The organism is Longibacter salinarum (assembly GCF_002554795.1).
Lineage (GTDB): Bacteria > Bacteroidota > Rhodothermia > Rhodothermales > Salinibacteraceae > Longibacter > Longibacter salinarum.
The window spans coordinates 674,264-687,643 of record NZ_PDEQ01000002.1; the positions used below are offsets into that span (position 1 = coordinate 674,264).

A 13,380-nucleotide genomic window follows, 5' to 3' on the forward strand; every position below is an offset into this window, starting at 1 on the left:
AGCTACATCGCTCGAAAGAGAAGCCAGTGGGCGTCGCTGTTGGGCTTAGAGTGCAGGTGAACCACGAGCACCTTCGGACCCTGACCCGGGCTGATGAAGGTGTACGGGAACCGGGCGTCCATCGCACCCTGACTGATACCCTCCTTGAAACGACCAAAGAACAGGTTATTGTTCGTGCTGGGCGCGAGGTCGAAGAAAAAGTTCTTGCCGAGGATCGCCGTCTTGCTGTCGTGCTTTTTGAGGCCAGGCAAGGCAAGCCCAGCTTGGTTCACGAACTGAACGACGCCCGTCTCACTCAAGCGAACGACACCAAAATCCAGGTCGTCAAGCTGCTCACTGCCAAGATGTTCAAGCCCGGCGATAACGTCCTGGGGGACAAAGGCGGGAGCGGCGTCAATGAAGAATCGGGTTTGCTCCTCTTCGGCCTCTTGTCTGCCGGCAGGCGCCGAACTGGCCGGATCCGTCAAGCGTGCGGCTGGCTCGTCGTCCGGCTCGGACTCATCGGCGTGCGCAGATTCGAGGCGGGCGACGAGGGACAAGATTTCGTCGACGTCGGAGACACCCAGTTCTCGCTCCAGGCGTTCGAAGCGTTGTCGGCACGCGGCAGAGGCCTGGGCAAGCTCGGACCGCTTCTGCTCGAGATGCTGAATTCGATTTGCTGCTTCATCCGCACTCCCAAAGCCAAGTTCGAAGAGACGTTCTTTCTCTCCATAGAGATCACGGAGCTGTTGCTCCATGCTCTCCAGCATGGTCGTAGCGTCCTGTTCGGCCGTGTGCTCCTCAATGAAGGCCTGCATGTCGTCGTTCATATCTTCGACGGAGGCCCGGTCACCATACAGGTCATCCAGCTGTGTTGCCAGACCTTCGACCATTTCGATGACGTCATCTGCTGTCGAAACGCCAAGTTCGCGATCGAGCTTCTCGCGTTCAGCATACAGCGCTTCGAGCTGCTGGAAGGTGTCCTGACCGTCGTCGAGCGCATTGGCGCGCACTGTGGTGTTCTCTCGTTGCTGATATAGCTCTTCGAGCTGCTCCTTCATGCTCGCAATCATAGACGCTGCGTCATCGACGCTCTCGACGCCGATCTGGTCCAGAGCTTCGCGATCCTGCTCGAAGCGGGTGATCTCAGCATTCATTTCGCGAGCCATTTCGGCAATCTGCTCAGCGTCTTCCCGGGTACGAACGCCGAGCGCTTCTTCGATGGCATCCAACTGTTTAGAGGCATCACCATACGCGTCGCGTTCTTGGTGGAGGGAGGCGAGTTGCTCGTCCATGCTGCGGATCATCGCGAGTACATCGCGCGAGGAGGACATCGCGGTCTCTCCTGGCATGTCCGACTCCGTTGACAAGAGCTCGCTCATCTCCTGATGCAGGCTTCGAACGGACGCAGTCAGTTTTCGCGCCTCGTCCGGTGTATTGACGCCAAGGATTGACTGAACGGATTCGTACTCGTCGGCAGCTTTTCTCGTGGAATCTCGATTCTCGTAAAGATCGACAAGCTGTTCCTCCATGCTGTCGATGATCTGGAGGGCTGAGTCAACCGTGAGACCCGCTTCGACAAGGCGCTCTTGCTCCTGAGTCAAGCGTTCCAGCTGACTGCTCATAGAGTGAACCAGATCGGCAAGGTCGTGCGCTTCTTCGGGCGTCTCGACGCCGAGGATGTCTAGCACTTCGCGTTCGGCCTCGTCCTTCACGGTGCTGACGCTTCCGTCGCCAGAAGCAGACAACGTCGGATCAGCGAGGATGTCGGCGTCCACGCGTCCTTCCGCCCGGTCCTGATAGAGGTCAACGAGCTGTTCTTCCATCGTGTCGATCATGGCGACAGCCTGCTCGGCCGTCAGGCCGGCCTCGTCGAGCGTCTCCTGTTCTTCCGTAAGCCGCTCAAGTTGGTCCGTCATGTTCTCGACCAGTCCGGCGAGTTCTTCGGCTTCATCGACGGAGTCGACCCCCAGGACCTTCCCGATGGGGGCCGATGTGTCGTTCTCGCGCCCATTCTCAGCGGTAGGGTCCGCGTCCTGCGCCTCGTAGAGATCAACGAGCTGCTCCTCCATGCTGTAAATCAGGTCGAGGAGGCTGGCGACATCCTGTACGGCAAGTTCATTTTCTATGCGGTCGTTGTCAGCCTGATACTGTCTGATTTGCTTACCCATCGAGCGAACGGCCGCTTCGAGCTCGCGCGCTTCCGTTTCCGTCTCAATGCCCAGAATGGATCCGATGCTATCGGAGCCGGATGCTTCGAGATGTTCGTAAAGGTCAACAAGCTGATTCTCCATGCTGGAAATCATCTCCAGCAGACCGTCGGCGCTACGTAAACCGGTTTCTTCGCTAAGGCGCTCCCGCTCCGCGTGATAGGCCTGGACACGATCGCCGAGCGACGTCACCATTTCTGCCAGGCTTCGTGCATCATCGACCGTCTGGATTCCAAGAACGTCCGTAACTTCTTGCGGAATGTCTTGTACCTCCGCGCTCTCTAACCACTCGTCCAACGCGTTCTGGAGAGAGACAACGTTGGCTTCGATGATGGACAACAGGTCTGCGAGGTCCTCCGGATCGTCGGTTGCGACGTCAGGGGTGTCGGTTGTGTTCAGGATGTCGCGCAATCGAAGATTGATATCCTGAACGGACTGAACGAGGTCTTCGGCTTCGCCAATCGAGGCGACGCCGACGATGTTGCGGATGGCGGTTGCGGCATGGAAGACCGACGTGTCGGGCTTCGAGTCGCTCTCCTCGATCTTTTCCTGCAGCACCTTTATTTCGTCGAGGGCTTCAGATGCCTCGTTGAACCCAGCCTCCACCAGGGCCTCTTTCTCGTGGTAGAGGTTTTCCAGCTGTCGATTCATCCCCCGAACGCGCTGGACGCCTTCTTCGACGCTCGTCACGCCCAGTGCTTCGAGTAATTTTTCAGTTTCGCGGTGGAGTTCCTTGAATGCCGTTTCGACTCCACCTTCGTCCTGCCCCTCAAGCTGCTCGACCAACTGAGCATTGCGGTCGCGGAGTTTCTGCAGACGCTCGTGCATCTCGCGAAAGACTTCCTCCACCTCCGAAATGGTGACGAAGCTTTCTTGCGGACGCGTCGACTCTTCATCGATGCGGTCCATATTCTTCTTCAACGTCTGCACCCGAGGGAGGACCTCTTTAGGGTCAGATGTGCCGAGGACCTCGCAGAGCGAAGACCACTGGTTGGCGAGCCACTCGGGGGGAGGGGAGGATGCCGCCGCGTCAGAATCTTGTCGTTCAGCCATCAGATTCGGTAGAGGTGCGCGGAAAGTAGGTGGGAGGTCAGGGGCCGACTTGCACCCTGCGGTATAGAAGAACAGAGACGAATGCGTTGGATCAGGGCGCGCGACCAGGCTTCGCGACGACACGCGAATGGGCTACGCCGTCAATCCAAGCATCCGGTGGGATACTCCTCAAATGGTTCGATAGTGAGGTCGATCCCGAGACGCCAGAATCAGGCTGACGTCTACGCGTAGGGTACATTTTTATCAAAAAACATGCCCGATGCCAGAGTAACGATTGAATGATGTCTAGCAACGCGCGGATTTGTCGCTATATCCAGGTGTATCCGTTACGGTCTTCTTCGATGTTGGATCGGACGATGGACTGTAATTAAGTCGGTATGTGTGCTCTGGGCAGAGAATACGTAGAATCTTGCACAACGCGGACCGTGTTTGTTGGCCTGGATTTGACAGATAGCAACAGAAGGCAGATTTGTCTCTCTGGCACCGCGCACTCAATTCGATACCCTGTACTCAAAATGTCAGCAGCCGCAGTCGACTCAAAAGGAAAAGTAGCAACCATTCATTCGAAGATTGAGTCGGCCCTTCGTGGCGAGGTCGATGATAATTGGGACATCGTTCTGGACGATTGGGCCTCTGCCGCACCATCGCAGCGAAAGGCGGTGCGAGCGTATGTGTCTGGCCTGCGAAACCGGATGTACCGGACCTTGATGGAGATCGACTCGATCGAAGAGTTGGAACGCGGTGTCGCCATCCAGTACGTTGAGGTCAAGGCACACTGGATGATGTTGAACACGCAAATTCAGCATCAGACGGATCGCGACGGACGTGCGGCGGACGATCTGATTTACCGCGCGACATGCGTCAGTCTGATCGTCCAGGCGCTCGAGCCGCTTCTCACTCAGACACGCGTCGACTCCCTGACGAACTTTCTCGCCGAGCCGTTCGATGAGTAAGGACTCTGCGGCCAAGCGGTCGAAGCATGATACGCACTCGCGCAAGTGCACGCTACCTATCGGGTATCTACGTCACGGGCTGGGTAGAACATGCTATCCGGTTGCCGGTCTGGATGTCTCTAGCCCGGTTGGTTAACAGATTGCGCCCACGTCTAATCACGTCTCGGCACCTCAGGTAGCGCCGGAATCCCCGACTATTGACGAGAAACGCCGATGTGTTGCCGGCGATCGATCCTTGACGGACACGAGTCGCGCTCGAGCCTTACCCTGCGATCAGGTGGCACGGAATTGGTTCGATCTAGCCAATCGACGGAAGACCTGGTCTATGATGACCACACGCCGCTGAGACGGTACGGCCCGTCGTTTCCGGGCGCGTTCCGCTTCTCCTGCGCAACCCCACGGTATTCCCCGTTGGGGTTCGTTGTACAAAGCGGTCCACACGTGAATAGAAGTGCTGGGCTCGTTTTGTTGCGCGCGCACCGATGTTCGTATGTCGAGGCATACCTCGGATGCCTCGCGTCTTATTTGGGTTCAAGGTGTGGTGGACATCACTTTAGAAAATGGCCACATCCTGATTCTTGGCAGTTTGCACCGTCCTAACCGGTCGTCCCTGCAAAGCGGTCGTGTCGGTGTGCGTCTGACGACAACGCGGATGAGAATAGGCCACTCGTCATGTACATGACTCAATGCCCTGAGAGTTGGACGTAACAAGTTTGCACGTGTCGGAAGCGGTACCAACGGAGCGCCAGAAGCCTGTTCGTCCAGGCAACACGTTCAATTCGCACGTGTCCTCTCTCTACCCCTCGACCTCTCCCAGATACAGTATGACCGACGTCGCCACAAAAGCGCCGCAACTCTTGCTCTACGCGATGTTTGATCCGGAGCGGACCGATGCAGGAACCTTGCGAGATGTATTCGACATGTCCGGCGTGCAGGATCAGCCGATTCGATCCATTCCCGGAAAAGACCTGTCGGTTCTCGCGTCACCGGTAGAGGATTCCTCCGTGATCTCGTCGCCATCCATGGGGGAGGTCTTGGCCTTCAAGCGTGTCGTAGATACGGCATTTCAGGGTGGGCCGCTAATCCCACTTCGTTTCGGCACCCTCGTCCGTTCCAACGGTCAGGCTGAGATCGTATTGCAGGAAAAAGGACATCTATATGCCGATCTTTTGGGTCGGCTTGACGGGCAGGCTGAAATGGGCATATGTCTCTCGCTCAAGTCTGAGGGGAACGGTGAAAACGACCGCATTCCATCGTATCGCGGTGATCGTCCGGGGACGGCGTACCTGCTCGCCCGACAGCAGAGCCTCGTGCGTGAACGACAGCGGGCCGAGGCCCTTGTCGCCCCGTTCCGGGAAGCGCTGGGATCGTTAGCCACATCGGTCTCAACGTCTCCTCGCCACGATGCGGAAGAATCGGTTTCGATTGCCTTTCTCGTACCCCGGAAGAACGTCGATCGGTTTCGCGAAATTGCCGGCGAGGTGTCGGTGCCAGCCGCCCGTTCGGTTGAGGTCGTCGGGCCCTGGGCGCCCTATTCGTTCGTGTGAGAATGGCAATCCCGAACGCACTGCGCATAGCGTGCTGAAGCGGGGCGGGGGAAGGGGTCGTCGATCCGTTTAAATCATCCTGCCGCTTCCCATGACCAAGATTCGGATTAAAAAGGAACCGGCGGGTATCGCAGAGCCGTTCGGGTAGGCGATCATATGCCCTTCTTCGCCAGGCTCACTTGCTCATGTCATTCGAATGGTTATCTTCGCCGGAGGCCTGGATCGCCCTCGGCACACTGACGGTGTTGGAAATCATCCTCGGGATCGACAACATCGTTTTCATTTCCATTCTGTCGAACAAGCTGCCCAAAGAGAAGCGTCCCCTGGCCCGGCGACTCGGGCTTGGCCTGGCCCTCTTCGGGCGCATTGCGCTGTTGCTATCCATTAGCTGGATCATGACGCTCACGCAGCCGCTCTTCGAGGTTTTCGCAGAGGCAATTAGCGGTCGAGACCTGATCCTGTTGGCCGGCGGCGTCTTCCTGATTACGAAGGCAACGCACGAAATCCACGGGAAGCTAGAAGGCGATGATGAAAGCGATGCGGCCGTACACGCCGCCTCGTTTGCAAGTGTGATCGCGCAGATCTTTCTGCTGGATCTTGTCTTTTCCCTGGATTCGGTGATCACGGCCGTGGGGATGGCGGAGCGCGTTGAGGTCATGATCATTGCCGTCACGATCGCCGTCCTCATTATGCTGGTCTCAGCATCTGCGATCTCGCGCTTCATTGGTGAGCATCCAACGGTGAAGATGCTTGCCCTCAGTTTTCTCCTTCTGATCGGTGTGACTCTCGTCGCGGAAGGAATGAATGAGCACATCCCGAAAGGCTATATTTACTCGGCCATGGGGTTCTCGCTTATTGTGGAGATGCTGAACCTGCGTGCCAATGGAAAGAAAACCAAAAAACCAGAACCGGTTCACCTTCACCAGCCGCGTCTGAGAAAAGCGGTGCATCGTCTCCTTCAAGAGGAGGGTCAGACGTGAGCGTCCGTTTGCTGTTTAATCGTAGCGAGCATGCGAAATGGACGAGGCAATCGACTCAGCCGGGCACTATTTTCGGCGCGGTTTGCAAAAGTAGGTGATGCGGCGGAACTGAGATCCTTTCTTCGTTCGTTTAAGACATACTTGCCTCTCTCAAAGAGTCCTGCGGGTGGATATGAAAACGTCCCTGAGGATCGGCTCCGTCTTCGGCATTGGAATTTTCCTCCACTGGTCATTTCTGTTACTGGTGGTGGGCATCGTCGTCTTCTTTATCGTGCAGAGCGGGCCGACCGCATCTGCCGCGACTAGCATCGGTGTCATCCTCGGTGTCTTCGCGTGCGTCGTGCTTCACGAATTGGGTCATGCGCTTGCAGCACGGTCGTTCGATGTGCCCACGCGGAGCATCACGCTTTACCCGATTGGGGGACTGGCACGGCTCGAACGAATTCCTTCGGATCCGATGAAGGAGTTTTGGATTGCGGTGGCTGGGCCGGCGGTCAATGTCGTGATCGCCGTGGTGCTCGGCGCCCTGGTGTTTGCCACGGGACGCCCGCTATCGCCGTCCGTGCTGGCTGAGCCAATGCAAGATCCAATTACGACGCTCGCGTGGCTGAACGTCGGACTGGCGGTCTTTAACCTGTTGCCGGCATTCCCCATGGACGGCGGACGGGTACTGCGGGCCCTGTTGGCTCTGAACACCGACTACGCGCAGGCGACACAGACGGCTGCCAATATCGGGCAGGGCATGGCCATACTCTTTGGTCTTCTCGGTGTCCTCACGTTCAATCCGGTCCTTCTCTTTATCGCTTTGTTTGTGTACGCCGGTGCACAGCGCGAGTCGCAGCAGGCGATGTTTCGCTCGTTCACGCACGGCGCGACCGTTCGGAACGCGATGATGACGCGGTTCACCACTCTCTCCATTGATGCGACGCTGGATGATGCGGTAGATGCACTCCTTGCGGGCAGCGACCATGACTTCCCCATCGTCGAGGCGGGCGACGATGGGCGACCACGGTTGGTCGGCATCCTGCCCCGCCAGGCCCTCATCCGCGCACTGTCAACACACGATGCTGCCGACACGGTTGATTCGATTGCCGAAGAGCCGTGCTTTACGGTCAGTGACGACCAGATGCTCGATACGGTCTTCACCAAGATGAGTCAAGAGCAGTGTTCGACAGTTCCCGTCTTGAATAACGGCGACCTGGTCGGGCTGTTGACGCTCGAGAATGTGGGCGAGTTGGTGATGGTTGCCTCGGCTATGGAACAGCGAGAGGCGGCGGATGTGCGGAAAAAAATGGCACCGCAGCCGCAGGCCGCACGCGAATAACCGGCCTCGCTCGTAGAAAACGGAGGCGAAGCCGATGACAACACCGTTCCTGCGCCGTCGGATCGGTCGGGGTCGAACTGACGCGACTCCGCCGACACGATCGGCTGTATTCCCGCAGTCGCATCAAGACTTTCTTCCGACTTCCCGCATTGTTAACTCGAAGTCACGGTGTGGGCACGCATTTCTGGTTGGTGCCTACTATCTTTCGGATTGGTTTTCCGCCATCGCCCTTCGCTCTCCCGATTAGTCCCTGAGTTTTATGAATCGTCGCACGAAGATCGTCTGCACGCTTGGCCCTGCCTCGTCCGACTCGGAAACCATAGAGAACCTCATTGAGGCGGGGATGAACGTAGCGCGGATGAACTTCAGCCACGGCAGTCACGATGACCATGCCGAGCGGATACACACCGTACGGGAGGCGGCTAAGCGACAGGGCAAGACGGTCACTATATTGCAGGACCTGCAGGGACCGAAAATCCGCGTCGGGCAGATGAAGGACGGGAGCGTAATGCTGGATGAGGGGCAGACGCTCGTGATTACGCCCGATCCGGTCGAGGAGGGGACTGCCGAGCGAGTTCACATCGACTATCCAACGCTCGCCGAAGATGCAGACATCGGCGGACGCATCCTTCTCGATGATGGCCTCCTGGAATTGAAGGTCACCGACATCCAGGGGACCGACCTCATCACAGAGGTGGTGGAGGGAGGACCGCTACGGTCGCGAAAGGGGGTCAACCTCCCGAATATTCGGACCTCGACCCCGTCACTCACGGAGAAGGACCGGGAGGACCTCAAGTTTGGGCTCTCGATGGATGTGGATGTCGTGGCCCTCTCATTCGTTCGGGAGCGCTCCGATGTTGAGGAACTGCTCGGCCTCATCGAGGATGCCGGGAATAACGTAAGCATTGTCGCCAAGATCGAGAAGCCGGAGGCCGTCCGGAATATCGAGGAGATCCTGGAGGTCGTCGACGGCATCATGGTGGCGCGGGGCGATCTGGGCATAGAAATGCCGATGGAGGAGGTGCCGAGCACGCAGAAGATGCTCATCAGCCGTAGCATGGCGACCGCGCGCCCGGTCATCACGGCGACCCAGATGCTAGAGAGCATGGTCGACAACCCGCGGCCGACCCGCGCAGAGGCAAGCGATGTGGCGAACGCGGTGCTCGACGGAAGCGACGCGGTGATGTTGTCAGCGGAAACGGCGGTCGGGACGGATCCCGTTCGCGTCGTTCAGGCGATGACCAAGATTATTCGCCGGGCGGAACGGCATTGGACCGACTTCCGGCAGACGCTGTCGATGACGCCGGGGCACCTGGAGCGCACCGAGAATGTGACGGAGAGCGTGAGCTTTACAGCCTGTCGGCTCGCTGAGCAGGTCAACGCAGCGGCGATCTGCTGCCTGACGAACTCGGGGGCAACTGCCCGCTCGATCGCACGACATCGCCCGAGCATGCCGATCTATGCTTTCACCGACAACCAGCGCGTGGTCGGGCAGCTCGGGATGCTGTGGGGTACCCAGTCGTTTCACATTCCCTTCCAGCAGGATACGGATCAAGGAATCGCTCGGGTGCACAGCATTCTTCGCGATCAGGGTCTCGTGGAGCCGGGAAGTCACGTCGTGATCACGGCGGGGATGCCCTTGCCAGCACGAGGCCGCACGAACATGGTGCATGTCAGCCGGGTGCAGTAGCGCAATCTCTCATTCGACACGTACGACCGCGGGACAGGAGCGCTACGGCGTTCTCCTGTCCCTTTTTAGTCCGAAGGTTTCGATGCTATGCGTCCGATTCCTCCGTTTCGGTTCGTCCGTAGAGCCAGCAGAGCTCGGCCAGCTTGTCGAGGCGGGGGTCCTTGAGTTGATCCTCGGTGCAGCGCCAGCGCCAGTTTTCACCCACGTCGCCAGGAGTGTTCATACGAGCGTCCGCACCGAGTTCCAGCACGTCCTGGAGTGGTGTGACGACGCGGTCGGCCGGTGAGCTGAGAAGGGCGCGGAGCGACCGATCGACCAGGTCTTCACCTCCGGTCGCGAGATAGCGGCGGGCAAAATCTCGCTCGTTTTCCGGCATGTCTCCGTTCCACCATCCGCGGAGCGTGTTGTTGTCGTGCGTACCCGTGTAGGCGACGACGTTTCGGGGGTAGTTGTGGGGCAGATAGCTGTGGTCTGGCTCCCCTCCAAAAGCAAACTGGATGATCGCCATGCCCGGAAATTCGAATTCGTCGCGCAACGCTCGGACGTCATCAGTGATGACGCCAAGATCTTCCGCAACAACGGGAAGGTCCCCGATGGCACGTTTGAGCGCGTCAAAAATGTCAGAGCCTGGACCGTCGACCCACGTCCCGTTGATCGCCGTTTGCTCTTCGGCTGGAATTTCCCAGTAGGCCTCAAAGCCGCGGAAGTGGTCGATACGCACGAGATCTACGTTTTGCAAGATCTGCTGGACGCGAGCGATCCACCACTTGAATCCGTTCTCTTGCATGCGGTCCCAGCGATACAGCGGATTTCCCCAGCGCTGTCCCTCGGGAGAAAAGTAGTCCGGCGGGACCCCTGCGACGGAGGTCGGCTGACCGTCATCGTCAAGGTAGAAGAGGTCCTGGTTTGCCCACGTGTCAGCACTATCGTGAGCAACGTAAATCGGAATGTCGCCGAAGATGCGAATATCTTGCTGCTTGCAATGGTCGTGCAATGCCGACCACTGGCGGTCGAAGAGAAACTGCCAGTAGGCGTGCATGCGGATCGCTTCTTGTTGCCGTTCCCGTGCGAGCGACAGGGCGTCGGCGTCCCGGTGGACGAGGCCCTTCTCCCATTGGTGCCACGGCGCGCCGTCGTGTGTGTCTTTGAGCGCCATGAACAGCGCGAAGTCATCCAGCCAGATTGCGTTCTCCTCCCGAAACGTTCGAAATGCGTCGGTATCTCCCTGCTGTTGCCGAAATCGTTGATAGGCGGTTTCCAGGAGGCGCCGCTTTCGTGGAAGCAGTCGTTCGAAGTCGACGTGGTCCCGGGGGAGTTCGGCGAGAGGAGCCACGTCCGCCTCTGCAAGAATTCCGTCACGCAGGAGCGGCTCGGGGCTAATCAGGAGGGGATTATTCGCGAACGTGGAGAGGGCAGAGTACGGAGAGGCACCGTGACCCACGGGGCCAAGCGGCAGGATCTGCCAGATTCGCTGATTCGTTTCTGCGAGTCGGTCGACGAATCGGTGGGCGGATGTGCCGAGGTCGCCGATACCGTATGGGCCGGGAAGGGAAGTGACGTGCAAGAGGATTCCGCTGACGCGTCGCGAGTCCACGGTGGATGGAAGTTAGGTGAGCAAATCGGTGAATGAGCAGGATGCAGACTGGACGCTCGAATCCGCATGCCGAACCGTCGCGGGTCTTGCGCACACGGGATACCGGGAAATTGGATGTAGAAGCAACGGTGCGCTAGCTGGACGAGCCGGACCGCTACTCGTCGGCCCAGGTGCTATGCGCGTCGTCGGGAAGTTGGGGCCTCTCGTCGGCAGAAAGCCGCGTATCTGCGGAGCCCGTTGCGGCGCGGATACGGTTTTCGTAGAGGGTGTGGAACTGGTCATCTAATTGGTCGAGTGCCTTATCGGCCGTATTCTCGGGAACGTCGATGACCTCCGGATACGCAAAGCTAGCGGCTCCGGCCGTGTCCACGAAAAAGGACTTCAAGCCCAGTCGTCGTTGAAAGACCGATGCTCGGGTATAGAAGACGTGATGCTTTTCCGTCGGGAGGATCCAGATGTAGCGGCCAATGACCCCGCGGCGAACATACAGAGCCTCGTCATCGACGGCGTATCCATGATGGGTGTACTGGAGGTAGGCCCAGAGCAGAAGAAGCGGAGTGAGTGCATACGCCCAGTAGGGTAGCGCCACGCCCATTGGCGCCAGCCAGTCGGGCGGCCAAAAGTAAGCAGCCGGCACCACGATCACGCTGAGTCCTACGAGATAACGAACGAACGACCGGCGAATCGTGAGTGGGGACACGCGCTCGAACGGTTCCTGCAGGTCGAAATCGCGAACTCGTTTGCCGATCTGGCGCACCTGGTCGAGTTGAGCGAACGGGACGATCACGCGATGTCCCTGCTCGTCGACGTTGAGTCCGATGGTTTGCGCTTCGAGGGCAAACCACCCGAACGCTTCCATCAGCGGGTTGGTGTGCAGAATGAGTGCCTGCACCTTCTTGAGTGGAATCGTGCCCTCGGTCACGGTAAAGAGGCCATGCCGCTTGCGGAGTTTGTCTCCCTCGAGCCACAGATGAAAGCCGTAGTACCGATTGAGGTTAATTGCAATACCCGTCAGCCAGCCAAACAGAGCGGCGAACATCACGGTCATAACCGCTGCAAAAAACGGGGATGCGTACACGGCATCAACGATCGCCTGAAATTGGGATCGCGACGCCAGAACGTAATTGAGAAGCGTATCTGGCTCGAAGAACTGAAAGACGGAGAAGACAACCGCGATGTAGATCAGCGAGAACCGAAACATTCCGCTAAGCAAAACGCGTTGCAGCGGCATCTGAAACAGGATCTCTGCTTCATCGCTTATCTCTTCGGCGGCAACTTCGCCCGCTCCGTCCTCTGTATCGATGTCGGGCGTCACCATCGGCGCCGTTTCCCCGACGGTTTCCCGCTGAAAGGAGCGGATCGCGTGTCGGATGCGGTGGGCCTCCTTGAGGCTCACATACTCAAGTACGCCTTCCGTACCCGAACTGCCGGCGGTTTCGATCTTCACTTTCGCGATATCCGCAATTCGAGCGAGGAGGTTCTGCTCGATTTGCACATTTTGAACGCGTTCGATCGGGATGCTTCGATGTTGCCGGTTGAAGACCCCGCTTTGAATGATGATTTGCTTCTCGGTCAGCCGGTAGCTAAACCGGTAGTATTGCAGGAGAATCGACGGTAGCGCGATAAGTCCAAAGGCCGCCGTCATGAATAGATAAAAGACGTTCTCCGAGCTGGGGTTCATCAGCACGGGGAGCAGAAGCAGCACGAGGGCCGGGAGACTGGCCAGGAACCGTTGCAGAAGCGTGAGAGGATGCAGGCGCTGAGGTTCCTGCAGCGCGCCGAGGGTGGCGGGCTCCCTACCATCCGAGTCGTCTGCATCGCCCGCATCGTTGGCTTCCTCAATCGATGCAGACGCCGATTCGTCGGGGCGGTCGTCGATGGCGTCCCTGCTGGACGTTTGAGGATCGCGCTCTGTATCCGACGACAGATGGTCAGGTGGGTCGGCAGCGTCCGAGGAGGACGGATTCGGACCGTTCGAAGGGGGCGAAGACATGACAGCAGTGCGGCACAGGGATTGGAACGTATCGGCGGCCTAAAACCGCCGGTGCAG

General features: G+C 58.5%; 8 protein-coding genes. 5 read left to right on the plus strand and 3 right to left on the minus strand.

All coding sequences use genetic code 11. The annotated features are described in order from the left end of the window. Positions 1 to 2: 2 nt before the first annotated feature. Positions 3 to 3,242 (minus strand): coiled-coil domain-containing protein, encoded by a 3,240-nt coding sequence (locus CRI94_RS06085; protein WP_098074762.1) that lies wholly within the window; start codon positions 3,240 to 3,242, stop codon positions 3 to 5. A gap of 515 nt (positions 3,243 to 3,757) precedes the next feature. On the opposite strand from CRI94_RS06085, the gene CRI94_RS06090 reads away from it, so the two are divergent. From CRI94_RS06090 to pyk, 5 genes are all read left to right on the plus strand, one after another. Further along, a complete protein-coding gene (locus CRI94_RS06090; RefSeq protein WP_098074763.1) occupies positions 3,758 to 4,195 on the plus strand; it encodes a hypothetical protein in 438 nt (145 codons plus the stop codon). An 824-nt stretch (positions 4,196 to 5,019) separates the two neighbouring features. Then, positions 5,020 to 5,742 (plus strand): GvpL/GvpF family gas vesicle protein, encoded by a 723-nt coding sequence (locus tag CRI94_RS06095; protein ID WP_098074764.1) that lies wholly within the window; start codon positions 5,020 to 5,022, stop codon positions 5,740 to 5,742. A 185-nt stretch (positions 5,743 to 5,927) separates the two neighbouring features. Continuing rightward, positions 5,928 to 6,722 carry a TerC family protein gene (locus CRI94_RS06100; protein ID WP_098074765.1) on the plus strand — a complete coding sequence of 265 codons (795 nt, stop codon included), beginning with the start codon at positions 5,928 to 5,930 and terminating at the stop codon, positions 6,720 to 6,722. Positions 6,723 to 6,894: 172 nt separating this feature from the next. Next, positions 6,895 to 8,046 carry a site-2 protease family protein gene (locus CRI94_RS06105; RefSeq protein ID WP_098074860.1) on the plus strand — a complete coding sequence of 384 codons (1,152 nt, stop codon included), beginning with the start codon at positions 6,895 to 6,897 and terminating at the stop codon, positions 8,044 to 8,046. Positions 8,047 to 8,305: 259 nt separating this feature from the next. After that, positions 8,306 to 9,736 (plus strand): pyruvate kinase, encoded by a 1,431-nt coding sequence (pyk, locus tag CRI94_RS06110; protein WP_098074766.1) that lies wholly within the window; start codon positions 8,306 to 8,308, stop codon positions 9,734 to 9,736. Between the two features lie 85 nt (positions 9,737 to 9,821). On the opposite strand, the gene malQ is transcribed toward pyk, so the two are convergent. Together malQ and CRI94_RS06120 are read right to left on the minus strand one after the other, a co-directional pair. Further along, a complete protein-coding gene (gene malQ / locus CRI94_RS06115; protein WP_098074767.1) occupies positions 9,822 to 11,330 on the minus strand; it encodes a 4-alpha-glucanotransferase in 1,509 nt (502 codons plus the stop codon). 154 nt (positions 11,331 to 11,484) lie between these two features. Beyond that, entirely contained in the window at positions 11,485 to 13,323 is a 1,839-nt protein-coding gene (locus CRI94_RS06120) for a PH domain-containing protein (protein WP_098074768.1), read from the minus strand. Between the last annotated feature and the right edge of the window lie 57 nt (positions 13,324 to 13,380).

What these genes read in the sequence shown, in the direction of transcription:
- CRI94_RS06105 (WP_098074860.1), top strand. Translation starts at nt 6,895, where the DNA reads ATGAAAACGTCCCTGAGGATCGGCTCCGTCTTCGGCATTGGAATTTTC.
- CRI94_RS06090 (WP_098074763.1), top strand. Translation starts at nt 3,758, where the DNA reads ATGTCAGCAGCCGCAGTCGACTCAAAAGGAAAAGTAGCAACCATTCAT.
- CRI94_RS06120 (WP_098074768.1), bottom strand. Translation starts at nt 13,323, where the DNA reads ATGTCTTCGCCCCCTTCGAACGGTCCGAATCCGTCCTCCTCGGACGCT.
- CRI94_RS06085 (WP_098074762.1), bottom strand. Translation starts at nt 3,242, where the DNA reads ATGGCTGAACGACAAGATTCTGACGCGGCGGCATCCTCCCCTCCCCCC.
- CRI94_RS06100 (WP_098074765.1), top strand. Translation starts at nt 5,928, where the DNA reads ATGTCATTCGAATGGTTATCTTCGCCGGAGGCCTGGATCGCCCTCGGC.
- pyk (WP_098074766.1), top strand. Translation starts at nt 8,306, where the DNA reads ATGAATCGTCGCACGAAGATCGTCTGCACGCTTGGCCCTGCCTCGTCC.
- CRI94_RS06095 (WP_098074764.1), top strand. Translation starts at nt 5,020, where the DNA reads ATGACCGACGTCGCCACAAAAGCGCCGCAACTCTTGCTCTACGCGATG.